Origin of the sequence: Streptomyces cavernicola, from assembly GCF_029968035.1 — a bacterium.
GTDB classification, from domain to species: domain Bacteria; phylum Actinomycetota; class Actinomycetes; order Streptomycetales; family Streptomycetaceae; genus Streptomyces; species Streptomyces cavernicola.
On sequence record NZ_JASCIQ010000021.1, the window covers coordinates 65,683 to 87,972 of the forward strand.

General features: G+C 70.9%; 22 protein-coding genes. 13 read left to right on the forward strand and 9 right to left on the reverse strand.

Annotated elements, in window-relative coordinates:
• Window positions 1-44 precede the first annotated feature (44 nt).
• The 4 genes from QIS96_RS20570 (at window position 45) to QIS96_RS20585 (ending at window position 3,941) form a co-directional block, all read left to right on the forward strand.
• On the forward strand, window positions 45-1,022 hold the full coding sequence (locus QIS96_RS20570) for an NADPH:quinone oxidoreductase family protein (RefSeq protein WP_282544126.1): 978 nt from the start codon (window positions 45-47) through the stop codon (window positions 1,020-1,022).
• On the forward strand, window positions 1,019-2,203 hold the full coding sequence (locus QIS96_RS20575) for an acyl-CoA dehydrogenase family protein (protein WP_282544127.1): 1,185 nt from the start codon (window positions 1,019-1,021) through the stop codon (window positions 2,201-2,203). The genes QIS96_RS20570 and QIS96_RS20575 overlap by 4 nt, the downstream gene beginning before the upstream one ends.
• Window positions 2,182-3,312: an acyl-CoA dehydrogenase family protein gene (locus QIS96_RS20580; protein WP_282544128.1), complete on the forward strand. Its 1,131-nt coding sequence runs from the start codon at window positions 2,182-2,184 to the stop codon at window positions 3,310-3,312. Before QIS96_RS20575 ends, QIS96_RS20580 begins: the two co-directional genes overlap by 22 nt.
• Before the next feature lie 119 nt (window positions 3,313-3,431).
• Window positions 3,432-3,941, forward strand: coding sequence for a hypothetical protein (locus QIS96_RS20585; protein WP_282544129.1), 510 nt, complete (start codon window positions 3,432-3,434; stop codon window positions 3,939-3,941).
• Window positions 3,942-3,969: 28 nt separating this feature from the next.
• Here the strand turns inward: QIS96_RS20585 and QIS96_RS20590 are convergent, their stop codons facing one another.
• Complete coding sequence (locus QIS96_RS20590; protein WP_282544130.1) at window positions 3,970-4,263, reverse strand: hypothetical protein; 294 nt, start codon at window positions 4,261-4,263, stop codon at window positions 3,970-3,972.
• A 163-nt stretch (window positions 4,264-4,426) separates the two neighbouring features.
• On the opposite strand from QIS96_RS20590, the gene QIS96_RS20595 reads away from it, so the two are divergent.
• From QIS96_RS20595 to QIS96_RS20630, 8 genes are all read left to right on the forward strand, one after another.
• A complete protein-coding gene (locus QIS96_RS20595) occupies window positions 4,427-6,025 on the forward strand; it encodes an ABC transporter substrate-binding protein (protein WP_282544131.1) in 1,599 nt (532 codons plus the stop codon).
• 32 nt (window positions 6,026-6,057) lie between these two features.
• Window positions 6,058-7,023, forward strand: coding sequence for an ABC transporter permease (locus QIS96_RS20600; protein ID WP_282544132.1), 966 nt, complete (start codon window positions 6,058-6,060; stop codon window positions 7,021-7,023).
• Entirely contained in the window at window positions 7,016-7,882 is an 867-nt protein-coding gene (locus QIS96_RS20605; protein ID WP_282544133.1) for an ABC transporter permease, read from the forward strand. The genes QIS96_RS20600 and QIS96_RS20605 overlap by 8 nt, the downstream gene beginning before the upstream one ends.
• A gap of 68 nt (window positions 7,883-7,950) precedes the next feature.
• Window positions 7,951-8,853, forward strand: a complete 903-nt coding sequence (locus tag QIS96_RS20610; RefSeq protein WP_282544201.1) for an ABC transporter ATP-binding protein — start codon at window positions 7,951-7,953, stop codon at window positions 8,851-8,853.
• Window positions 8,846-9,514, forward strand: a complete 669-nt coding sequence (locus tag QIS96_RS20615; protein ID WP_282544134.1) for an ABC transporter ATP-binding protein — start codon at window positions 8,846-8,848, stop codon at window positions 9,512-9,514. Before QIS96_RS20610 ends, QIS96_RS20615 begins: the two co-directional genes overlap by 8 nt.
• A 106-nt stretch (window positions 9,515-9,620) precedes the next feature.
• Window positions 9,621-10,469 (forward strand): phosphatidylinositol-specific phospholipase C/glycerophosphodiester phosphodiesterase family protein, encoded by an 849-nt coding sequence (locus QIS96_RS20620; protein ID WP_282544135.1) that lies wholly within the window; start codon window positions 9,621-9,623, stop codon window positions 10,467-10,469.
• Window positions 10,470-10,599: 130 nt separating this feature from the next.
• Window positions 10,600-10,794, forward strand: a complete 195-nt coding sequence (locus QIS96_RS20625) for a hypothetical protein (RefSeq protein WP_282544136.1) — start codon at window positions 10,600-10,602, stop codon at window positions 10,792-10,794.
• A gap of 465 nt (window positions 10,795-11,259) precedes the next feature.
• Complete coding sequence (locus QIS96_RS20630) at window positions 11,260-11,589, forward strand: hypothetical protein (protein WP_282544137.1); 330 nt, start codon at window positions 11,260-11,262, stop codon at window positions 11,587-11,589.
• 166 nt (window positions 11,590-11,755) lie between these two features.
• On the opposite strand, the gene QIS96_RS20635 is transcribed toward QIS96_RS20630, so the two are convergent.
• On the reverse strand, window positions 11,756-12,757 hold the full coding sequence (locus QIS96_RS20635; RefSeq protein WP_282544138.1) for a LysR family transcriptional regulator: 1,002 nt from the start codon (window positions 12,755-12,757) through the stop codon (window positions 11,756-11,758).
• A gap of 227 nt (window positions 12,758-12,984) precedes the next feature.
• Here QIS96_RS20635 and QIS96_RS20640 point away from each other — a divergent pair, with 227 nt between their 5' ends.
• A complete protein-coding gene (locus QIS96_RS20640; protein ID WP_282544139.1) occupies window positions 12,985-13,659 on the forward strand; it encodes a hypothetical protein in 675 nt (224 codons plus the stop codon).
• Window positions 13,660-14,258: 599 nt separating this feature from the next.
• Here QIS96_RS20640 and QIS96_RS20645 read toward each other — a convergent pair.
• The 7 genes from QIS96_RS20645 to QIS96_RS20680 form a co-directional block, all read right to left on the reverse strand.
• A complete protein-coding gene (locus QIS96_RS20645; RefSeq protein WP_282544140.1) occupies window positions 14,259-14,651 on the reverse strand; it encodes a nuclear transport factor 2 family protein in 393 nt (130 codons plus the stop codon).
• A 364-nt stretch (window positions 14,652-15,015) separates the two neighbouring features.
• Entirely contained in the window at window positions 15,016-15,315 is a 300-nt protein-coding gene (locus QIS96_RS20655) for a hypothetical protein (protein WP_282544141.1), read from the reverse strand.
• Between the two features lie 49 nt (window positions 15,316-15,364).
• Entirely contained in the window at window positions 15,365-16,786 is a 1,422-nt protein-coding gene (locus tag QIS96_RS20660) for an aldehyde dehydrogenase family protein (protein ID WP_282544142.1), read from the reverse strand.
• Window positions 16,787-16,819: 33 nt separating this feature from the next.
• Window positions 16,820-18,361, reverse strand: a complete 1,542-nt coding sequence (locus QIS96_RS20665; protein WP_282544143.1) for a long-chain-fatty-acid--CoA ligase — start codon at window positions 18,359-18,361, stop codon at window positions 16,820-16,822.
• A 72-nt stretch (window positions 18,362-18,433) separates the two neighbouring features.
• Complete coding sequence (locus tag QIS96_RS20670) at window positions 18,434-19,750, reverse strand: MFS transporter (protein ID WP_282544144.1); 1,317 nt, start codon at window positions 19,748-19,750, stop codon at window positions 18,434-18,436.
• 116 nt (window positions 19,751-19,866) lie between these two features.
• Complete coding sequence (locus QIS96_RS20675; RefSeq protein ID WP_282544145.1) at window positions 19,867-20,790, reverse strand: TauD/TfdA dioxygenase family protein; 924 nt, start codon at window positions 20,788-20,790, stop codon at window positions 19,867-19,869.
• A 140-nt stretch (window positions 20,791-20,930) separates the two neighbouring features.
• Entirely contained in the window at window positions 20,931-21,533 is a 603-nt protein-coding gene (locus QIS96_RS20680; protein ID WP_282544146.1) for a TetR/AcrR family transcriptional regulator, read from the reverse strand.
• Window positions 21,534-22,290 lie beyond the last annotated feature (757 nt).

Below are 22,290 nucleotides of genomic sequence, written 5' to 3' on the forward strand. Positions count from 1 at the left end.
ATGCGGTCGAGTCCGGTTCTACGACCCCTCCGTGGAGGCCCCGCATGCAGGCATGGCGAGTGCACGAGAACGGCGAGCCCGGCGAGGTGATGCGCCTGGAAGAGACGGACGCGCCCACGCCCGGTGCGGGGCAGGTGCTGCTCAAGGTGCGGGCGGCCAACATCAACTTCCCGGACGCACTGCTCTGCCGCGGCCAGTACCAGGTCCGGCCGCCGCTGCCGTTCACGCCCGGCGTGGAGATCTGCGGCGAGACCGAGGACGGCCGCCGTGTGCTCGCCAACCCGGCCCTGCCGTACGGCGGCTTCGCCGAGTATGCGGTGGCCGACGCGGCCGCCCTGCTGCCCGCGCCCGACGCGCTCGACGACGCCGAGGCCGCGGCGCTGCACATCGGCTACCAGACCGGCTGGTTCGGCCTGCACCGGCGGGCCGCGCTGCAGCCCGGCGAGACGCTGCTCGTGCACGCGGCCGCCGGTGGCGTCGGCTCGGCCGCCGTGCAGCTCGGCAAGGCCGCGGGCGCGCAGGTCATCGGCGTCGTGGGCGGGCCCGAAAAGGCGCGCGTGGCCGAGGAGTTGGGCTGCGACGTGGTCATCGACCGACGCTCCGACGACCTGATCTCCGTCGTGAAGGAGGCCACCGGGGGCCGTGGCGCGGACGTCGTCTACGACCCGGTGGGCGGCGACGCGTACGCCAAGTCCACCAAGTGCGTGGCCTTCGAGGGGCGCATCCTCGTCGTCGGCTTCGCGAGCGGCGCGATTCCGACGCCCGCGCTCAACCACGCCCTCGTCAAGAACTACTCGGTCGTCGGCCTGCACTGGGGCCTCTACAACACCAAGGACCCCGAGGCGGTCCGCCGCTGCCACGACACGCTCACCGAACTCGCCGCCAAGGGCGCGATCAAGCCGCTGGTCAGCGAGCGGGTCGCGCTGAAGGACGGGGCCGCCGCCGTGCAGCGCGTCGCCGACGGCGTCACCACCGGCCGCGTGGCGATCGTCCCGGCCGGACCGGAAGGAGCCGCGGCATGACCCTCGACGACACTCAACTCCAGGACCGAGTACGGGAGTTCCTCGCCGCCCATCCGCCCGCGAGCACCCCGCGCGAGGCGTTCCTCGAAGCCCGCTTCGACGCCGGGCTCGCCTGGGTGCACTTCCCCGAAGGGCTCGGCGGGCTCGACCTGCCGCGCGCCCAACAGGCAGTGGTGGACGCCGAGTTGGAGGACGCGGGCGCGCCCGACAACGACCCGCGCCGGATCGGCATCGGCCTCGGCATGGCCGCGCCCACCGTCCTCGCGTACGGCTCCGAGGAGCAGAAGCGGCGCTGGCTCAGGCCGCTGTGGCTGGGCGAGGAGGTGTGGTGCCAGCTGTTCTCGGAGCCGGGCGCGGGCTCCGACCTCGCGGCGCTCGGCACCCGTGCCGTACGGGACGGCGACGCTTGGGTGGTCAACGGGCAGAAGGTGTGGACGTCCAACGCGCACAACGCCCGGTGGGCCATCCTCATCGCCCGCACCGACCCCGACCAGCCGAAGCACCGCGGCATCACCTACTTCGTGTGCGACATGACGGACCCCGGCGTCGAGGTGCGGCCGCTGCGGCAGATCACCGGCGAGGCCGAGTTCAACGAGGTGTTCCTCTCCGATGTGCGCATCCCCGACGCGCACCGGCTCGGCGAGGTCGGCGACGGCTGGCGGGTCGCGCAGACCACGCTGATGAACGAGCGCGTCGCCATCGGCGGCATGCGGCTGCCCCGTGAGGGCGGCATGATCGGCCCGGTCGTGGAGACCTGGCGCGAGCGCCCCGAGCTGCGCACCCACGACCTGCACCAGGAGCTGCTGAAGCTGTGGGTCGAGGCCGAGGTCGCCCGGCTCACCGGCGAACGCCTTCGCCAGCAGCTCGTCGCGGGCCAGCCAGGACCCGAGGGCTCCGGCATGAAGCTCGGCTTCGCCCGGCTCAACCAGCGCATCAGCGGCCTGGAGCTCGAACTCCTCGGCGAGGAGGGCCTGTCGTACGAGGACTGGACGATGCGCCGGCCCGACATCGTCGACTTCACCGGGCGCGACGCGGGCTACCGCTATCTGCGCGCCAAGGGCAACAGCATCGAGGGCGGGACCAGCGAGGTCCTCCTCAACATCGTCGCCGAACGCGTCCTGGGACTGCCGTCCGAGCCGCGCACCGACAAGGACGTCGCATGGAAGGACCTGGCCAGGTGAGCACCTCCGCAGACCTCCTCTACTCGGAGACCGAGGACGAACTCCGGTCCGTGGTACGGGACTTGCTGACCGACCGCTGCACCGCGGGCGGCGTCCTCGCCCGGATCGAGACCGACGAGCCGCACGACCGCGAGCTGTGGAAGGCCCTCGCGACGGAGATGGGCCTCGCCGGACTCCTCGTACCGGAGAAGCTCGGCGGCCAGGGAGCCACGCACCGCGAGGCGGCGGTGGTTCTGGAGGAGCTGGGCCGCGCCGTGGCGCCCGTGCCGTATCTGAGCAGTGCGGTGATCGCCACCGAGCTGCTGCTCGGCTGCCCGCAGGAGCGGCCCCAAGTCGCCGCGCAGCTCGGGGAGTTGGCGTCCGGGCGGCTTGTCGGCGCGCTCGTCGTGCCGTTCGCGACGGCGCCGCACGGCCCGTACCCGCGGGTGCGCCGCAGCGCCGACGGGCTGCTGCACGGCACGGTGACGGCCGTCGCGGACGCGGCCGGCGCGGACCTCCTGTACGTGGCCACCGACGACGCCCTGTACGCGCTCGCCGCCGACCAGGACGGCGTCACCGTCACCCCGCGCACCTCCTTCGACCTGACCCGGCCCCTCACCGACGTCACCCTCGACGGCGCGCGCGGCGGCGAGCCGGTCAGCGAGGACCCGGACACGGCGGTCCGGCGGGGCCTGCGGGCCGGGGCCGGACTGCTCGCCTCCGAGCAACTCGGCCTCGCCGACTGGTGTTTGGCGGAGACCGTCGCCTACACCCGCGACCGGCACCAGTTCAACCGGCCCGTCGGCTCGTTCCAGGCACTGAAGCACCGGCTCGCCGACCTCTGGCTGGAGACCGTCAACGCCCGCGCGGCCGCCCGGAACGCGGCCGACGCCCTGGCCACGGACAGCGCGGAGGCCCCGCTCGCCGCGGCCCTCGCGCAGGCCTACTGCTCCCCGGTGGCCGTCCACGCCGCCGAGGAGGCGCTGCAGCTGCACGGCGGCATCGGCATGACCTGGGAGCATCCGGTGCACCTGTACCTCAAGCGCGCCAAGGCCGACGCGACGGGCCTCGGCTCGGCGGGCCGGCACCGGGAGGCGATCGCCGAGCTGGTGGATCTGCAGGCGCCGTAAGTCGCCGGTGGCCCCGCGCGGCCGGGCGGCGTCGGCCCTGTGTCAGGGTTGGCGGGCGTCGCCCGGCCGGAGGGCGGCCGGAGACAACGGGGGCTTTGATGCGGCTGCGCCGTGCACCAGTGTTTCTCGCAGTGTGGTTCCTCGCGGGCGCGGTGTGGCTTCCCGTCGCCGAGTGGCCCTCGCAGGAGCCCACGGCGAACGGTCACGACTACGACGCGGACAGGCCGTTGGAGCTGGCGGACGGCCGCCGCGTGTTCGTCGAGTTCACGGAGCAGGGCCTGGTCGAGCGGCACCAGAGCGCGAAGGGCGAGCCCTGGTCGAAGCCCCGTGTGCTCCATGCCGAGCCCGGGGACACCGAATGCCCGGTCGAACTCAGCGCGTACGGCGACACGGTGGCCGTCATGGCGCACTGGGACGTGGGCTGCAACGACCCCGCGGCCGACACGGCGATCGCCGCCGTGGGCGACGACGGCCTCACCGACTGGGACGTCGAGCCCATCGACCACATCGACCGCTGGGAGTGGACCCGCTTCTCCTGGAGCGGCTACCGGGTCGTCTTCCGCAAGAGCGGCGGCGACGGCATCGAGGAACTCAGCTGGCGCGAGAGCATCGGCTTCACCGGCCCCTGACCCGGGCCGGCCGCACGCAAGCGCGAACTCAGCCGCCCGCGTACCTCGAAGTCGCCAACGCATAGGCCCGCGCCAGCCGTTCAAGTTCCGCGGGCGCGCCCGGCTCCGCCACGTCCAGGGCTCGGGTCGCCCGTGTGATCGCGTCGAGCAGGTGCTCCTGCGCCTCGGCCGCGGCAGGCGATGCGGGCGGCGCCGCGGGGGTCGCAGCGGCACGGGGCGCTTCCGGGGCGACCGCCGCGCGGGCCCAGTACTCCAGCGGGTTGCGGTCGCGCGTCACGGGACTCGGCCGGGCCTCGCCCTCCTGCGGTGTGCGCTCGGTCATGACACCCCCCTTTCCTGTCCAGAGAAGATCAACTTACCGAGCGGGCCCCCGCGCGGGCGAGCGGTACGGAGCCGAGGCGGCCCCTGCCCATTACGCCCCGCTTACGTGCGGCATAATTGCGAGCTGTTCGCAATAACGGCTGATCTTGAACAGGGGTGTGGGCATGACGGCCCGATCGATACGCATAGCGGGCGGTGCGCTCGCAGCGGTCACCGCGCTGGCTCTGGCCGCCTCGGCCTGCTCGGCGCCGAGTGAGACGTCCCCGGACGGTGCGATGTCCGGATCGGCGGTCGTCGGCATCGCCTACGAGCCCGACAGCCTCAGCCCGCTCCTCGGCTACGGCAAGGACGGCAACTCCAAGATCTTCGACGGGCTGCTCACCCGCGCCGCGAACATGGAGCTCCAGCCCGCCCTCGCCGCCGAACTGCCGAAGGTCTCCGACGGCGGCAGGACGTACACGTACAAGCTCCGCGAGGGCGTGAAGTTCTCCGACGGGAAGCCGTTCACCGCGAAGGACGTCGTCTTCACGTACGAGACGATCCTCGACGAGAAGACCAACAACGCGTACAAGACCGAGCTGGACGCGCTGAAGTCCGTCGAGGCCGAGGGGGACAGCGAGGTGGTGTTCCATCTCAAGTACCCCTACGCGCCGTTCGCCGAGCGGACCGTGCTGCCCATCGCGCCCGAGCACGTGGCCGGCGAACAGGACGTGAACAGCGGCCCGTTCACCACCAAGCCCATCGGCACCGGCCCGTACGAGCTGGTCAAGTGGTCCAAGGGCGAGAAGCTCACCTTCAAGGCCAACCCGAACTACTGGGCCGGTGAGCCGAAGGTGAAGGAATTCACCATGGCGATCATCAAGGACGACGACGTCCGCGCCACCCGCCTGCGCTCCGGCGACCTCGACGGCGCGATCCTGCCGCCCAACCTGGCCAAGGGCTTCAAGGGCGAGAGCGGCATGAGGACGTACACCGCGAAGAGCTTCGACTACCGGCTCGTGACCCTGCCCACCCACAACAAGGTCACCGGCGACACCGACGTCCGCCGCGCCCTGGACGTAGCCGTGGACCGCAAGGCCATGGTCGACTCCATCCTCTACGGCGAGGGCAAGGAGGCCTACGGGCCCGTGCCCACCGACAGCGAGTGGTTCACCAAGGGCACCGAGCGGAAGCACGACCTGAAGAAGGCCGAGCAGATCCTCGACGACGCCGGCTGGAAGAAGGGCAAGGACGGGATCCGCGAGAAGGACGGCCGCCGCGCCTCCTTCCCGCTCTGGTACCTCTCCGGCGACAAGCTCCGCCAGGACCACGCCCTCGCCTACGCCTCCGACGCCAAGAAGGCCGGCGTCGAGGTCAAGGTGCAGGCCGGCACCTGGGAGGTCATCGAGCCGAGGATGAAGACCGACGCGGTCCTCGCCGGCGGCGGCTCCCCTGCCGACCCCGACTTCGACCAGTACAGCCTCCTCGCCTCGAAGCTCTCCGGCGACGGCTTCAACAACATGGCCTGGTACGACAACGCCAAGGTCGACAAGGCCCTCGAAGACGCCCGCAAGACCGACGACAAGGGCGAGCGGAAGGCCGCGTACGACACGATCCAGCGCGAGCTCGTGAAGGACCCCGGCTACACCTTCCTCACGCACATCGACCACCTGTACGTGTTGAGCAGCCGCTTCGGCGAGCGCTCCACGCAGGTCGAGCCGCACGACCACGGCCTCGCCTCCGGCCCGTGGTGGGACGTCGAGGACTGGCAGCCGAAGAAGTGAACTCCCGTACCGCCAGGCTTCCTTGGGGGCCCATGGCGCGCATGACGGCACGGCGGGCCCTGTTCGCCGTGCCTGTCGTGCTCGCCGTGACCTTCGGCGTCTTCGCCGTCGCCGCGGCCTCCCCGTTCGACCCCGTCAAGGCGTACGCGGGCACCGCCGGGCTCACCGCCTCGCAGGAGACCCTGGACCAGCTCCGGGTCAACCTCGGCGTGGACAAGGCGCTAGTCACCCGCTGGTGGGAGTGGCTGACCCATGCGGTCACCGGTGACCTCGGCGACTCGGCGGTGCTCCGCCAGCCCGTCGCCCAGGTCATCGGGGAGCGGCTCGGCTGGTCCGTGCTGCTCGCCGCCGTGGCGTTCGCCGTGGCCGTCCTCGTCGGCAGCGCGCTCGGCGTCCTCGCCGCCCGCCGCCAGGGCGGCTGGTTCGACCGCGGCGTCACCTCCCTCGCGTACACCCTGGAAGCCGCCCCGCCGTTCTGGCTCGGGCTCCTCGCCATGTGGCTGTTCGCGCTCGAGCTCGGCGTGCTGCCCGCGGGCGGCCTCACCGACACCGGCTCGACCGTCGTCACCTTCGACCAGGTCGCCCGCCACCTCGTACTGCCCGCCGCGGTCCTGGCGATCTCGCAGCTGCCCTGGTTCGTGCTCTACGTACGCCAGGGCGTGGCCGACGCCCTGGAGGAGGACCCGGTGCGCGGCGCCCGCGCGCGCGGGCTCGCCGCACGCACCGTGCTCCTCGGCCACGCCCTGCGCTCCGGGCTGCTCCCCGTGCTCACCCTGATCGGCTCGCGGGTGCCCGAACTCATCACGGGCGCGCTGCTCGTGGAGACCGTGTTCAGCTGGCCCGGCATCGCCGCCGCCACCGTGCAGGCCGCCACCTCCGTGGACTTCCCGCTGCTCGCCGCGCTCACCGTGCTCGCCACGATCGCGGTGCTGCTCGGCAACCTGATCTCCGACCTCCTGTACGGACTCGCCGACCCGAGGGTGGGATTCGATGGCTGAGCTCACCTGGAAACCGGTCGGTGCGGTACGCCGCTCCACGCGCGCGTGGCGGGTGCGCAGCTCCGCCGTGATCGTCGCGCTCGTCGTCCTCGCCGTGTTGATCGTGCCGCCGCTCGTGCAGCTCGACGAGCAGGCCGTCGACCTCGCCGCGAAGCTCCAACCCCCGTCCTTCGCCCACCCGTTCGGCACCGACGACGTGGGCCGCGACCTGCTGCTCCGCTGCATCTACGGGCTGCGCGTCTCACTCCTCGTCGGCTTCGTCGCCGCCGTCGTGGCGACCGTCATCGGCACCGCCGTGGGGGCTGCCGCGGCGGCCTCGGGCGGCTGGTTCGACCGGGTCGCGATGCGCCTCGTCGACCTGTTCTCGTCCGTGCCGCACCTGCTGCTCGGCATCTTCATCGTGGCGATGTTCAGCCCCGGCGTCTGGCCCGTCGTGATCTCCGTGGGCCTCACCCACTGGCTGTCCACGGCCCGCATCGTCCGCTCCGAGGTGCTCTCGCTGCGCTCCCGGCCGTACGTCGACGCCGCGATCTCCGGCGGCGCGTCCCGGTGGCGGGTCGCCGTGCGCCATCTGCTGCCGGGCGTCCTGCCACAGGCCGGGCTCGCCGCGGTCCTGATGATCCCGCACGCCATCTGGCACGAGTCCGCGCTGTCCTTCCTCGGCCTCGGCCTGCCCACGCACCAGGCCAGCCTCGGCACGCTCGTGCAGAGCGCCCGCAGCTCGCTGCTCGCCGGCGACTGGTGGCCGACGCTGTTCCCCGGCCTGTTCATCATCGTCCCCACCCTGGCCATCGCCGGGCTCGCGGGCGCCTGGCGCGAGCGGCTCAACCCGCGCCGCCGATCGGAGCTGATGCTGTGACCACCGCCACGGACACCACACCCGCCGCACCGGTCCTCTCCGTCCAGGGCCTCTCCGTACGCTTCCGGATGCGCGGCGGCGCCTTCGTGCGGGCCGTCAGCGACGCGCACTTCGAGCTCGGCTCGGGGGAATGCCTGGCCCTGGTCGGGGAGAGCGGCTGCGGCAAGTCCGTGCTCGCCTCCGCGCTGCTCGGGCTGCTCCCCGGCAACGCCGAGACCGCGGGCAGCGCCCTGCTCGGCGGGGACATCGACCTGCTGAGCGCGGACGAGCAGACCCTGGCCCGCACCGTGCGCGGCCGCCGCATCGGGCTCGTCCCGCAGTCGCCCGCCGCGCACCTCACCCCCGTACGCACGGTCCGCTCCCAACTGGAGGAGACAGTACGGGAGTTGACCGGAACGCCGAAGCCGGACGTGCGCAAGGCGGCGGTGGCGGCGGCCGAGCGGGCCGCGTTCCCCGCCGACCACCTCGACCGGCACCCGCACGAACTGTCCGGCGGCCTCGCCCAGCGCGCCGCGACCGCGCTCGCCCTGATCGGCGACGCCCCGCTGCTGCTCGCCGACGAGCCCACGACCGGGCTCGACCGGGACCTGGTGGAGCGCACCGTCGACGAGCTGAAGCGGCACACCGGCGACACCCGCGCCCTGTTGATGATCACCCACGACCTCGCGGCCGCCGAGCGCATCGCCGACCGGATCGCCGTCATGTACGCGGGCCGCATCGTCGAACAGGCCGACGCCCGCGCCTTCTTCGGCGAGCCCGGACCCCGCCACCCGTACGCGCGGGGCCTCCTGAACGCCCTGCCCGAGCGGGAGTTCACCCCGATCCCCGGCATGCCGCCCGAGCTGGCCGACCTGCCCGCGGGCTGCGCCTTCGCCCCGCGCTGCCCGTCCGCGACCCCGGCCTGCGAGGAGCTTCCGCTGCTCGTCGACGGCGTCGCCTGCCACCACGCCCTGGAGGCCCAGCGTGCTTGAACTCCAGGACGTCACCGCCGGGTACGAGCGCCGCGCGCCCGTCTTCCGGGACGTCTCCCTGACCGTCGCCCCCGGCGAGGCCGTCGGCCTGCTCGGCCCCAGCGGCTGCGGCAAGTCCACGCTCGCCCGCGTCGCCGCCCTCCTGCACCGGCCCGACGCCGGCCGCGTCGTCATCGACGGCACCCCCGCCGGCGGCTGGCGGCACCGCGCCCCGCGCGCCCAGCGCACCGCGTTCGGCGTGGTCTTCCAGCAGCCCCGGCTGTCCGCCGACCCGCGCCTGCGCCTCGCCGACCTGGTCGCCGAACCGCTGCGCGCCAACGGCCGTTCCGCCGAAGTCGCGGACGCCGTACGGGAGTTGACGGAGCGCGTCGGCCTCGGCCCCGAACTGCTCGGCCGCCGCCCGCACGAGGTCAGCGACGGCCAGCTGCAACGCGCCTGCCTGGCCCGCGCGTTGATCCTGAAGCCGCGCTGGCTGGTGTGCGACGAGATGACGGCGATGCTGGACGCCTCCACGACGGCCGCGCTCGTGGCCGTGGTCGAGGAGTACCGCGCGGAGAGCGGCGCGGGCCTCCTCGCCGTGGGTCACGACCGGGTCCTGCTGCGGCGCTGGTGCGACCGGACCGTGGAGTGGGACGGGCTCGGGGCCTCTCCGGGCGAGTGAACCGCGGCCGTCCGTCCGGCCAACTCCCGTGCACAGCACTGCCGTTGGAGCCGTGATCGGGCGCATACTCCCTGACGCCGTAGCCGACGCCGTCAGGGAGACACGCATGAACCGCCTCACGCGCCGCAGAGCCGTCACGACCCTCGCCGCAGCGGCGGTCGGTACGCTCGCCGTCCCCGCCCAGCGCGCCGCCGCGCACACCGAGCCCCCGCTGCGCCGCGCCCACGCGCACAACGACTACCTGCACACCCGGCCGTTGCTCGACGCGCTCGACCACCGCTTCACCAGCGTCGAGGCCGATGTGTTCCTCGTCGACGGCCGCCTGCTCGTCGCGCACGAACCGAGCCAACTCGACCCCACCCGCACCCTGGAGTCCCTCTACCTGGACCCGCTGCAGGCCCGAGTCCGCGCCAACGGCGGCTCCGTGTACGCGGGGTACGGCCGCCCCGTCCAGCTCCTCGTCGACCTGAAGAACGAGGGCGCCGCCACATATCTCGAACTCCACCGCAGGCTCGCCCCGTACCGCCGCATGCTCACCGCGTACGACCACGGGCGGGTGCGGAGCGGGGCCGTGACCGTGGTCGTGTCCGGGGACCGGGCCGCGCGGGAGCCGATGGCCGCGCAGCGCGTGCGGTACGCCTTCTACGACGGCAGGTTGGCCGACCTCGGCGGCCCGGACGACGCCTCCTTCATGCCGCTGATCAGCGACAACTGGTCCAACACCTTCAGCTGGCAGGGCGTCGGGCCGATGCCCGCCGCGGAGCGGGCCGAGCTGCACGCGATCGTCGGCGCCGCGCACGGGCGGGGGCAGCGGGTGCGGTTCTGGGCCACGCCCGACCAGGCGGGCGCGGCGCGCGCCGCGGTCTGGTCCGAGCTGATCGGCGCCGACGTCGACCACCTCAACACGGACGACCTGGCGGCGCTCGAAGCGTTCCTCGACGCCTACGACCGCTGAGGGGACGCCTGTTCGGCAGCTTCCGTCCGTACACGTTCGGGGGACATGTCACTCGCCTGCGCGCCGCCCTCCCTCCGCCACACTGTCCGCCGTGAGCCACGGAGTTGACGTGGCGGAGGAGGGTGTCGCGATGGCCATTTCGATTTCGGTGTTCCTGCTGCTGCTGATCCTCGCGGTGGTGTTCCTGCGCAACGGCGCGCTGAAGCTCTCGCACGCCGTGGTGTGCGTCCTGCTCGGCTTCTACCTGGCCAGCACGAGCCTCGCGCCGACCATCCAGAACGGCCTGACAGCCACGGCGGACCTGGTGAGCGACCTCAAGCCCTGAGACCGGGCGGTGCTGCCGGGCGGTGCTGCAGGGTGGCGGGCCGGATCGTTGCGCTTGGTGAACAGCTGGCTGCATCGTCCCGCGATGAAGGCAGAACACCATGCGGAGGATGGCGAGTTGGTTGCGCTTGGCTTTGTCGGCGCAAGTGCTACTGCCCGCGAGTGATTGCCAATGCGCCTTACCGGACGGGGAGTTGAGGGCGGACAAGGTGGTTCGAAGGCAGCTCGCTCGGCGACCCGAACAGCGCGCCCGCAGCTAGGGCATCGCCGTCGGGAAGACCGACCGAACGCCTCGGCGAGGGACGGCCACTTGCCTCGATGGAGGACCTGTCCGGTGGTGGATCCATACACACCTCCCTATCAACGCGATGGTTAGTCGAATCAAGGAGCGCTGGTCCTGAGGGTGCTGCCTGTCGATACTGGAGATCAGCACCTCACATGTCATGCACACAGAAACGGGGGACATATGCGTACTCGTAAGCGCATCCGCAATCTGCTGGCCGTCGGCTTTCTGGCCGGTGCAGCCGCGCTCACCGCTGCTGCACCCGCTCAGTCAGCGCCGCGCTTCGATTGCATGACCGAGATCCAGAACGGCGGCGAAACCGGGGCAGGTCGGTGTACCAACCTCGGTGATGGGGTGGGCGAATTCCGCGTCCACGTCGTATGCGGCCTGGCCATGGACCAGTACTCCAGCTGGGTGCTCGTCATGCCGGGGGAGAGGGCGCAGACCTCCGCAAACTGCCCCTTCACCCTTCCAGGGCAGGGAGTCGGGCGGGTCACCGTCGAATTCAGGTGACTTCTGGCATGTGCCGGTGAGCGGCGCCGCATGCGCCCACGGCGGACCCCGGTCTGGTCGGTGTTCGCGGGTCAGCCTGGAGGCCCACAACTCGACGTTGATGGCGCCGCTCCTCGGCGCCCCGGGCTGGCCCCCCTGCCCTCCGCCACGGGTGGTTGGGCTGGTTCTAGTCGGGGGTCTCTTCTTGTAAAGCGGTGGTCTCTTCTTGTAATGCGGTGTTGTGTACGACGGAGTGTGCGATGTTCCGGAGCAGGGCGATGTCGGCGCGGTCGCGGTTCTTGGCGAACCATGCGAGGGCCATCGTGCACGAGGGGGCGTCCGTTAGGTCCCGGTAGACGATGCCGGGGCGGGGGTAGAAGGTGCGGGCCGAGGCGGGGAGGATGCCGATGGCCTGTCTGCGTGAGACCGCGTGCAGCACTCCTTCCACGTCTACGGCCAACGGGCCGAAGTGGAGGGGCGATCCGTCGGGGCGTGGGTTGATGGCCCAGTAGTCACGCCACTCCTTGGGCGACTCCGGCGGCATGGTGACCATGGGGCGTCCGGAGAGCTGATCCAGTCTCACCTCGGCCTCGCCCGCGAGGGGGTCTTCGGCCGGGAGGCAGACGACGCGGGGCTCCTCGGCCAGTTGCAACACCTGGATGCCAGGCGGGGCCGGCGGACGCAGAAAAGCGGCGTCCACTTCGCCAGAGGCCAACGCGTCGTACTGGTTGACGAAGTTGAGGCTGCGTATTTCGACGGTCAGTCCTGGCTGCCGCTTGTTCAGTTCGTCGAGGATGGCGTGGGTGTGCGGCATCGCGGGCTCGGCCGAGAGCGTGCCGATCACGATGCGTTCGGCCACCGCCCGCGACCGGGCCTCGGCCTCGCGACGCAGTTCAGCCATGGCTTCCGTGACGGCACGTGCTCTCGGTAGCAGGGCACGCCCAGCGGGGGTCAACTCCACAGCTCGGGAGGTCCGGTCGATCAACTGGAGCCCCAGACGCCGTTCCAGGGACCGGATCTGCTGGCTGAATGCAGGCTGGGTGATGAACAGCCGCGCGGCGGCCCGCCCGAAGTGCAGTTCCTCCGCCAGGGTGAGAAAGAGCCGGAGCTGATGGGTGCTCGGATCCGCGCCCCCGCTCGCCGGCCTTTCGCGTACGGACTCGGCATCATCGCCACCACGTATCGCCATGCCGAAAATCTACCGCCCCCGAATCCGGCGGGGCGCAGTCGACTACATGCAGTGACTGCCAGGGGTGATGGAGGAGCTTGATGTGCCCCTCGGCGGCAGTCTGGCCGTGTACGTGTGTGCGGGTCGGGGGGAATTGCCAGTGGTGCGTTCTACCGTGAAGGCCCAACTGGCAGCCACACAGGGGGATTTGTGGCGAACGGGCGAACCTGAGCACCAGCAACCCTGACGTGATCGAAAGCGCCCAGCGCATCGCCGACGCGCAGGAGCGGCCCGAGCTGGCCTTCTGCAACCGCCGGCGGGTGCTGGAAGATGACGGCTTCTACGTGATCGTCATCCAGTGGTCGCCGCAGACGCCCCCAGTAGCAAGCTGGCCCCGTCGCTGCGCCGGCGTCGTCCGCCGTAGTAGCGACGGGCCTATGAAAGGAAGCCCGCTCATGGCCAGCGCCAACAGCCCTCTGGCTACCGCCCATCGGCGTCCTCGCGTCGAATACCGGCAGTTCCTGCTGGCCGATGAGGAGTCGCTGCCCGAGTTCCCCTCGTGGAAGGGGTCCGACCGCATCGTGATCCAAGGGGATCGCGGCGTACTGTTCCGCACGGCGGCCAATGACTTCTACCCGGACGTCAGTCTCGAAGTCTGGCCTGATGAACCACCCCGAGCCGAGGGCTCCTGGGAAGCCCTGGAGGAGGCTGTGATCAACAGTCAGACCGGGCGGGTCGAACTGCGAGAGTGGGACCACAGCCCCTGTGGAGGCCCAGCGGAACTCGGTGCGTCCGGAAGATTCCATCTCCGTGCCTACTGCCGCGGTCGCGCAGAAGCAGCAGCCCGCTCTGTCGACGAGATGCACTTCGAGGGCGTCGAGGAATGGTTGCTGCAACTCTGGGCCGAAGTCCCTGGCGCTTGACCCTGATTTCTTCGCCTCGCTGCCACCGTTGAGAGTCTGACACGCAGAGAGGAACCATCCCTCGGCGGGCACACGCGCGCCGGAGTCGGCATCCGCTGTGCACCGAACCGCGAGCATGCCCTGCGCCCCCGGCAAGATCCGAAGGAGACGCCCTAGTCCTGGTGCTGGCTGTTTGCGTCAGCCTCGCCGGCGTCAGCGACCGGGCGGTTTCGGTTGGCGGTCGGTTTTGGACATGCAGGGTCTCTGCGTCGGGCAGACCAGGGACCCGCGGCCCTGAAGTGGCGGCGCTGGGGGCTCGGGTGGCGAAGGTGCCCACGCATGCCTGGCCATGACGTCTGCGTACGCCATGGCCGGGAGGAGCGGCACGAGGACGCGAAGACGTGGGCGGCCGGAGAAGCGTCAGGCGGTCAACTGAGACCGGGCAAATGAGTCCGCTCTGGGATAACGCCGCTCGCCCAGTTCGAGATCGCGTCGGATGCCTCGGTGCGATCTCGCCAAAGGATTGCCTCGGCGCCGTACGGGACGAAAGGGTCGATCTCACCGGGCAGCGCTCTGAGGCAGCGCTGCCCCTCGGCCGGTGCGCACGCCGGGGCGGGACTCTACGACCAGAAAGCGTCGAACGCTCTCAGATCAGTCCACAGTTCCCAGCCCTCAGTGATCCTTCCGTCGCTGATGTGGAACACGATGGCGTAGTCCATGTCGAGTTCCTTCCCTTCACGGGACGCAGTTGCGTGCAACAGGGCGACGGTGTGCGCGTCGTTGGCGAGCACATCGTGGAGTTGTGGTCGGTAAGTGCCGCCGGAGAGTCGGAAATCGAGCTCGAACGAGGCGAAGGTGGCGTCACGGCCCTGGAAGTCGCCCGCCAGCGGGGATTGCCCAGGCACGTGCCATCGCACGTCGGGGTGGAAAACTTCTGCGAGGGCGTCCATGTTGCCTGCGGTGAAGGCATTCATGGCGCGCTTGAACACGGCGATGTTGGGATGGTTGATCACGGCGCCTCCATGAGTCAGGAGGATGCTCGGGGGAGCGGTGTGGAGGGCAGCGACCACGCCGGATCGCCATTCCCTGCCACCCCGTTGGTTGCGGCCATGCGGAGCAGATGGCGCATGGATGTGCTACGACGAATCCCGGCAATGCTTCGCCATCCAATCGATGACCTCGGTCGGTGAGAATCGGAGCTGTCGGCCGTCTGTACCCATGCCGGATGCCCCCCCTGGACGAGGGCAAGGCGCTGGAGGCCTGTATCCGGTGCCCCCGGCACGGGAGCGTCTTCCGGCCGGCGGACGGTGCCGCAGTCCGAGGGCCCGCCGCGGTCGCGGTCGCGGCCATCTGGGGCTGCGTGAGGCTGGTCGGCCGTTATGGAGCGTTGGTCAGGTGGCGCCAGCCGTCCATCCCGGCTTTGGTGTCGGGGGAGGTGTTCTCGACGATGCGGACGAGGGTCCGACGAAGGTGCGGCGGCTGGTGCCGCAGGCCCAGGAAGTCCATGGCCTCCAGGAGTTGGAGCAGGCCGGTCCGCTGCTCGTGGGGCAGCTGGCCGAGGGCGATTGCGGCGTCCGCGGCAGCACAGGCAGGGGCTCCCAGTGTGGTGGCGAGCGCCGCGATGCCGGCTCGTTGGGTGTCGGTGAGGGAAGCGTTCGGCTGGGGCGAAGTGCTCATCTGCGTCAACGTCTCCAGGGTCGGGGATCCGGTGGGAGTCGGGTGCGGGTCAGGGCAGTTGGATGGCCTTGGTCTCCAGGAACTCTTCGAGGCCGTGGGTGCCGAGTTCGCGTCCGGTGCCGGACTGCTTGTAGCCGCCGAAGGGGGCGTGGTGGTTCCAGGGGGCGCCGTTGATCTCGACCTGTCCGCTGCGGATGCGGCGTGCGACGTGCTGGGCTCGGTCGAGGTCGGCGGAGAACACTCCGGCGTTGAGTCCGTAAGGGGTGTCGTTGGCGATGCGGATCGCGTCGTCCTCGTCGTCGTACGCCTGGATGACGAGTACGGGGCCGAAGATCTCTTCCTGGACGATGGCCATGTCGCGGGTGGTGTCGGAGAAGACGGTGGGTTGTACGTAGTAGCCGGTGTCGAGGCTCTGGGGTGGTTCGGTGCCGCCGGTCACCAGGCGGGCGCCTTCTTCGATGCCGCGGCGTATGTAGTCGCGTACGGTTTCGCGCTGCCGGTCGGAGATGACCGGGCCGAGGACGGTGCCGGGCTGGAACGGGTCGCCGACCGGGATGGCCTCGGCGACGGTCTTGGCGATCTGCTCGGCCTCCGCAAGGCGGGCGCGGGGCACGATCAGCCGGGTGAGGGCGGAGCAGGTCTGTCCGGTGTTGAGGAAGCAGGCGGTCACGCCGCGGGTCACGGCGGCGGTGAGGTCGGCGTCGTCGAGGACGATGAGTGGGGACTTGCCGCCCAGTTCGAGGGCGACCCGCTTGACCGTGGCGGCGGCGAGTTCAGCGACGCGGCGCCCGGCCCGCGTCGACCCGGTGAAGGACACCATGTCCACCTCGGGGTGGGCGGCGATGGCTTCACCGACCACTGTTCCCTTGCCGCTCACCAGGTTGAACACCCCGTCGGGCAGGCCGACTTCGTGGAGTATGTCGGCGAGGACGAAGGCGTTCAGCGGTGCCACTTCGCTGGGCTTGAGGACGACGGTGCAGCCGGTGGCCAGGGCCGGGGCGATCTTGGCGGCGATCTGGTGCAGCGGGTAGTTCCAGGGGGTGATGGCGCCGACCACGCCGATCGGTTCGCGTACGACGAGGGAGTTGTGCTGCTGTTCGGTGAAGGCGTAGGAGCGGGCGAGTTCGGCGGCGGTGGCGAACGACATGACGGGCAGGCCGACTTGGATGAGGTTGCTGTGGAGGTAGGGCATGCCGACCTCTTGGCTGATCAGGGTGGCGAGCTCGGTCTGGCGGTCGAGGAGGGCCTCGACGGCGCGGTCGAGCAGCTTCGCACGCTGTTCGGCGGGGGTCTGCGACCAGTCCGCGAAGGCCCGTCGGGCGGCGGTCACCGCGCGGTCGACGTCCTCGGCGGTGCCGGCGGGGGTGCTTCCCATGACCTGTTCGGTCGCGGCGTTGACGACCTGTGTGGTCTCGCTGCCGGTGGACGGGGTCCAGGCCCCGTCGACGTAGATCTTGCTGCGGTGGTTCATCGGTGGTCGCTCTCCTTGGGGGGCGGGGCGGTGTCAGGCCAGCTCGCGCTTGAGGATCTTTCCGGTGGGGCCGAGCGGCAGGGCTTCGCGGAATTCCACGAGCCGTGGGTACTTGTGGCCGGCCATGGCCGCCTTGCTCCACGCCACCAGCTCGTCCTCGGTGACGGTGCTTTCGGGGGTGGGGATCACGAAGGCTTTGACTTCCTCGCCGTGGCGGTTGTGCGGTACGCCGACGACGGCGGCGAGGCTGACGGCGGGGTGGGTCATGAGGGCTTCCTCGACCTCGCGCGGGTAGACGTTGAAGCCGCCGCGGATGATGAGGTCCTTGACCCGGTCGACGATGTAGAGGTAGCCGTCCTCGTCGCGGCGGCCGATGTCGCCGGTGTGGAACCACCCGTCGCGCAGTGCCTCGGCCGTCTCCGCGGGGCGTCCGAAGTAGCCCTTCATGACGTTGTGGCCCTTGATGACCAGTTCGCCCGGCTCGCCGACGGGTGCCTCCCGGCCGTCCTCGTCGACGACCCGGACCTCAACGCCCCATACCGGCAGGCCGATCGAGCCCGGTCGGACGGGCCGGTCCTGGCGGTTGAAGGTGGCGGTGGGGCAGGTCTCGGAGAGGCCGTACCCCTCCAGGATCTGCACGCCGAACTTCTCGGTGAAGCCGCGCAGAACCGCCGGTGGCAGCGGGGCGCCGCCCGAGACGGCCACCCGGAGCGTTGCGCGGACGGCATCGAGGTCGATGCTGTCGGTGTCGGCGTTGAGCAGTTCCCAGTACATCGTCGGGACGCCCGCGAAGAAGGTGACCTGCTCGCGTTGCGTCAGCGTCAGCACGTCGGCCGCGGAGAAGCGGGGGAGCAGGACCAGCGTCGCGCGGGAGTAGAAACCGGCGTTCATCTGTGTGGTCTGGGCGAAGCTGTGGAACAGCGGTAGGGCGATGAGCTGTACGTCGTGTGGGTGCCACTCGTACATCACGTCGTAGAGCCGGGCGTTGAGCAGCATGTTCGCGTGGCTGAGTTCGGCGCCCTTGGGCTGCCCGGTGGTGCCGCTGGTGTAGAGGATGACCGCGGTGTCCTGCGGCTCGGTCGGCACGGTCTCGAACGTCGTCGGCCGGCCCTCAAGGGCGGCACCGAGCGTCTGTGCGCCGGCGATCGGTGAGGAGGCTGTGGGATCCGCGGTCAGGAGGAAGAAGTGCTCGCACTTCTCCGCCGCCTGGAAGCCGGCCCAGCCTTCGTCCCCGAGGCGGAGCTGCTCTGTGCCTTCGAAGCAGAGGAACGCCTTCGCCTGCGAGTCCTCCAAGTGGTAGGCGATCTCACGGGACTTGAGCAGGACGTTGAGTGGTACGACGACGCCGCCCGCCTTGAGGATGCCGTAGTAGACGATCGGGAAGTACGGCACGTTGGGGCAGGCGAGCGCGACCCTGTCGCCCGGCTCGATACCGGAGGCGACCAGCAGATGCGCCACTTGGTTGGCTGCCGCCTCAACTGCCGCGTAGGACAGCCGTGTTGATCCGCACACGACCGCCTCACGCGACGGCTGCTCGCGTGCGGAATCCTCAAGCAGCATGGCAAGGTTGAGCATCTGTCGTCGTCCTTCGGTCAGGTGTGGGACATGAGCGGCCGACGCGCGTCGCAGTCGGCGGGCCGTGGTGTGTCAGGTGTTGGCGCGGGTGGCGTCGCGGGCCGGGTCGATGAGGGTGAGGGCCGCGAGGGCGCCAAGGAGCAGGAGGGCTCCGGAGAGCACGATGGCGCTCTGGTAGCCGGTCTCGCCCTGGGTGTCGAGCAGGTGTCCGACGACGGCGGGGGCGATGAGGCCCGCGGTGGTGACGGTGGCGTTCATCGTGCCGAGGGCGCCGCCGCGCCGGGCGGGCGGGGCCAGTTCGGTGATGGTGGTGACCGCGACGGCCGCGAAGGAACCGCCCAGTCCGAGGCCGACGGCAAGGAGTGCGGTCTTCGCTGCCGTGCCGTCCACCAGGGGTACGGCCAGGCAGGCGGCCGCACCGATGAACAGCAGGCCGCTGCCGACTCTGCCGCGCGCCCAGCGGCTGCTGACGCCGCGGCGCATGAGCCATCCGGTGACGGCGGCCTGGCCGAGCAGTGTGAGTCCGCCCAGGACCCAGGTGAGGGCGACGAGGTTGGCGGAGGCGCTTGGGGAGTGGCCCAGGCCGCTGCGTAGGTAGGAGGGCAGCCAGGCGAGCATCAGCGCCAGCGTCCAGTAGCTGGTGAAGTACGCGAGGGTGGTGCCGAGCCAGGTGCGGGTGCCCAGGATCCGCCGGTAGGCGGGCCTGGCCGCAGCGGTGTCGGAGACGGGCCCGGAGGTGGTGGAGGGGGCCTCCGGGGTGTTGGTCCGGTACGGTCCGTCGGCGCCGAGGAGGGCCCAGGCGACGGCCCACAGCACTCCGACGGCGGCCAGCACCCAGAGCGCGGCACGCCAGCCATGGTGGTTGATGACCCAGGTCAGGCCGGGTGCGGCGGTGATCACGCCCAGGGTGACGCCGAGGGTGACCAGGGCCCCGGGGAGGTTGCGCCGATGGTTGGGGAACCAGGACATCGCGGCCTGCTGGGCGACGGGGAAGGCGGGACCTTCGGCCGCGCCCAGCATGACGCGCGACCCGATCAGTACGGCCAGACCGCCGCCCAGCGCGGCCGGTGTCTGAGCGATCGACCAGAGCAGGGCCATGGCCAGGAGCAGCCATTTCGGTCGTACGCGGTCGGCGAGCAGCCCCACCGCGGCGCCGGCGACGGAGAAGAGCAGGAAGAAGGCGCTGTTGGCGAGTCCGAAGTCGGTGGCCGACAGGCCCATGTCCGTGCGGATCTGCTCGGCCGCGAGGCCGAGCACGGACTTGTCCGCGAAGTTGACCATCATGAAGACCACGAGCAGGGCGGTGACGGTCCAGGCGCGGGCGCCGGCGCCCCGGCCTGCCGGCGGGGTCTTGTCGAACTGTCTGGGTGCGGTTCCGGCGGCGGTCACGAGGTCCTCCGAAAGGGATTGCCGGTCACGAGGTGGACGCACGTGGAAGCGGGCCTGCTTCCAGGAAGCGTGCTGGGGCCCGGCACCGCACGTGGTGCGGGCGGCGGAGGAGCGGATCAGGAGAGGGGGACGCCGGCGATCGCGATGCGCTCCATGACGCGTCGCTGCGGGAAGTAGTCGTTGATCGCGTAGTGCTGGACCGCGATGTTGTCCCAGATCGCGATGGAGTCCGGCTGCCAGCGGAAGCGGATCTGGTACTCGGGGACGCGGGCCTGGAGGACGAGTTCGTCGAGGAGCTCGCGGCTCTCGGTGTCGGACAGGCCGACGATCCGTGTGGTGAAGGGCTCGTTGACGTAGAGCACCTTGCGTCCGGACTGCGGGTGGCGGACGACCACCGGATGCTCCACCGGCGGCAGGGTCTTGCGCAGCGGGGCGATCTGGTCCTCGGTCATGGTCGATCCCCAACTGGGCACCCAGTCGTGCACCGCGGTGAGTCCCTCGATCCGGTCCTTCAGGGGCTCGGAGAGGTTGTCGTACGCGGCCCCCATGTCCGCCCACATCGTGTCGCCGCCTGCGGGGGGCACCTCGATGGCGCGCAGTACGGAACCCAGGGCCGGCGCGGCCATGAAGGAGTGGTCGCTGTGCCAGATGTTCTCGTTGCCGATCATCGCGGCGTCCTTGGCCAGGCGGGAGACACCGGCGGTGTCGGCCTTGGGGAAGAAGGGGTTCGCCTCCCGCTCGCCCCAGAGCCCGGCGAGCGCGACATGGTGCTCGGGGGTGAAGCGGTGCTGGTCGCGGAAGAAGATCACCTTCCACTCGAGGAGGGCCTGCCGCAGCTCGTCGGCGAGGCCGTCGCCGATCGGCTGGGAGAGGTCGACGCCGGTGATCTCGGCGCCGATGTGCGGGGTGAGCGGTGCGATGTCCAGCATCCGGTACTCGGTCCGGCGGGCGCCCGGAGCCGTGCGGTTCAGGACACGCTGCCCGTAGTGCATCAGGGGCTTGTCGAGGGCGGGCTTCGGGGTGACGACGGTCGTTGCCATGAGGGCTCCTCCGCGGTGACGAAACCAATTTCGTTAACGGGAGTATCGATATTGCGACGCGTCGGGGCAAGGGCCTGGGCACAGCAAAATTTCAGGACCGCCTCAAGGCAGCCGACTCCGGCCGGGCGTGAACCCTGGGCTCAGGGCTGAACGCCCACGGCGCGGGCGACCAGCTCGACCAGCTCGTCCACCAGCCGGCTGTCGGGCAGCTCCTGCTCGCTCACCAAGCGGAACACCAGAGGCGCGGCCACCAGGGTCGCCGCGGCCCCGACGTCGGTGTCGGGCCGCACCTCCCCGCGCTCGATACCGCGCTCCAGGATGTGCCGGGTCTCGCTCATGACCCGGGCGGTGTAGGCCCCGTACGCGCTGCGCCCGGCTCCGGCCTCGGCCGCCAGGCCGACGACGCCGGCGATGAGGCGGTCGGTCCCGGGCCTGCGGTACGCCTCCATGCGCGCGGTGAGCACCTCGCGCAGCTCGGCACGGAAGTCCCCCAGGTCGGGGACGGACAGGGGGCCGATGCGCGACTCGGCAGCCGCGATGATCAGGTTCTGCTTGGTGGGCCAGCGCCGGTAGATGGCAGGCTTGCTCACCTCCGCACGCAGAGCCACCGCGTCCATCGTGACCGCGCTCATCCCCTCCTCCGCGACCAGCGCGACGACCGCTTCGAGCACCGCGTGAGTGACCCTCTCCTCCCGCGGGCGCCCCGGTCCCCGTGCCGCGCCCCGAGCCTGCTTCTCGACCATGCCCTGACCCTATGGGTTGCGCCGCAGGCCAACCAGGCCGGGGCGTCGGCGCTCTCGTGGGAAGCCCGCGTGTACCCGCCGACGGGGCCGAGCCTGCGCCGGCGCGGCCTCAAATCCAGGCCGCAGAAGGGGTGTTCTGAATGAGGCGTCGTGTCGCGCTTCCCACCGGGTCCGGCAGGGCCTGCCTCGGCTGCGGGCGGGCGGCGCGGGATCGAGCAGGCCAAATCCCGGCGCGCCGCCGCCCTCTTCGGTCTGTGAGGCTCGGCTCTGGTGCGCCACCACGTCCAGCACCGCCGGGTACGGGCCACTGACACGGCACCGCTCTTCGCTCAACTGGCCATTCACGGCGGGCCGTTCCGCGAGTACGTGGCCGCCACCGCTGGACACGCGCCTCACGTGATGGTCGGTTCAAGGTGCGCCCAGGTCGGGGTCGCCGGTCCGCCGGTTGCCGGGTGCGGCCGGGGCCGTGCTGGTCGGTGCTGGTCGGTCCAGTAGTCGACGATCGCGGTGGTGACTTCCTCGGCGGACAGCTTTCCGTCGCCGTCGCGACAGGGGCGTCAGAGGCGGGCCTCGCGGACGCCCTGCGGGCGGCTCGCCCCGGAGTCTGAGGGGGCGGCCGATCACCACACGGTCGTGCTGTCGCACCTTGATGCCTGGTCGGAGGCGGGCGCCGGGGCAGTACCGCTGGTGGTGGCCTGGGCGGACCGGCGTGGCTGGCCGGTTGACGGATTCCACTCCTGCCAGCACACTGAGCGAA

Excerpts from the sequence above, each read along its gene's own strand:
- QIS96_RS20570 (WP_282544126.1), top strand. The coding sequence starts at position 45 with ATGCAGGCATGGCGAGTGCACGAGAACGGCGAGCCCGGCGAGGTGATG.
- QIS96_RS20575 (WP_282544127.1), top strand. The coding sequence starts at position 1,019 with ATGACCCTCGACGACACTCAACTCCAGGACCGAGTACGGGAGTTCCTC.
- QIS96_RS20580 (WP_282544128.1), top strand. The coding sequence starts at position 2,182 with ATGGAAGGACCTGGCCAGGTGAGCACCTCCGCAGACCTCCTCTACTCG.
- QIS96_RS20590 (WP_282544130.1), bottom strand. The coding sequence starts at position 4,263 with ATGACCGAGCGCACACCGCAGGAGGGCGAGGCCCGGCCGAGTCCCGTG.
- QIS96_RS20595 (WP_282544131.1), top strand. The coding sequence starts at position 4,427 with ATGACGGCCCGATCGATACGCATAGCGGGCGGTGCGCTCGCAGCGGTC.
- QIS96_RS20600 (WP_282544132.1), top strand. The coding sequence starts at position 6,058 with ATGGCGCGCATGACGGCACGGCGGGCCCTGTTCGCCGTGCCTGTCGTG.
- QIS96_RS20605 (WP_282544133.1), top strand. The coding sequence starts at position 7,016 with ATGGCTGAGCTCACCTGGAAACCGGTCGGTGCGGTACGCCGCTCCACG.
- QIS96_RS20610 (WP_282544201.1), top strand. The coding sequence starts at position 7,951 with ATGCGCGGCGGCGCCTTCGTGCGGGCCGTCAGCGACGCGCACTTCGAG.
- QIS96_RS20620 (WP_282544135.1), top strand. The coding sequence starts at position 9,621 with ATGAACCGCCTCACGCGCCGCAGAGCCGTCACGACCCTCGCCGCAGCG.
- QIS96_RS20625 (WP_282544136.1), top strand. The coding sequence starts at position 10,600 with ATGGCCATTTCGATTTCGGTGTTCCTGCTGCTGCTGATCCTCGCGGTG.
- QIS96_RS20630 (WP_282544137.1), top strand. The coding sequence starts at position 11,260 with ATGCGTACTCGTAAGCGCATCCGCAATCTGCTGGCCGTCGGCTTTCTG.
- QIS96_RS20635 (WP_282544138.1), bottom strand. The coding sequence starts at position 12,757 with ATGGCGATACGTGGTGGCGATGATGCCGAGTCCGTACGCGAAAGGCCG.
- QIS96_RS20655 (WP_282544141.1), bottom strand. The coding sequence starts at position 15,315 with ATGAGCACTTCGCCCCAGCCGAACGCTTCCCTCACCGACACCCAACGA.
- QIS96_RS20660 (WP_282544142.1), bottom strand. The coding sequence starts at position 16,786 with ATGAACCACCGCAGCAAGATCTACGTCGACGGGGCCTGGACCCCGTCC.
- QIS96_RS20665 (WP_282544143.1), bottom strand. The coding sequence starts at position 18,361 with ATGCTCAACCTTGCCATGCTGCTTGAGGATTCCGCACGCGAGCAGCCG.
- QIS96_RS20675 (WP_282544145.1), bottom strand. The coding sequence starts at position 20,790 with ATGGCAACGACCGTCGTCACCCCGAAGCCCGCCCTCGACAAGCCCCTG.
- QIS96_RS20680 (WP_282544146.1), bottom strand. The coding sequence starts at position 21,533 with ATGGTCGAGAAGCAGGCTCGGGGCGCGGCACGGGGACCGGGGCGCCCG.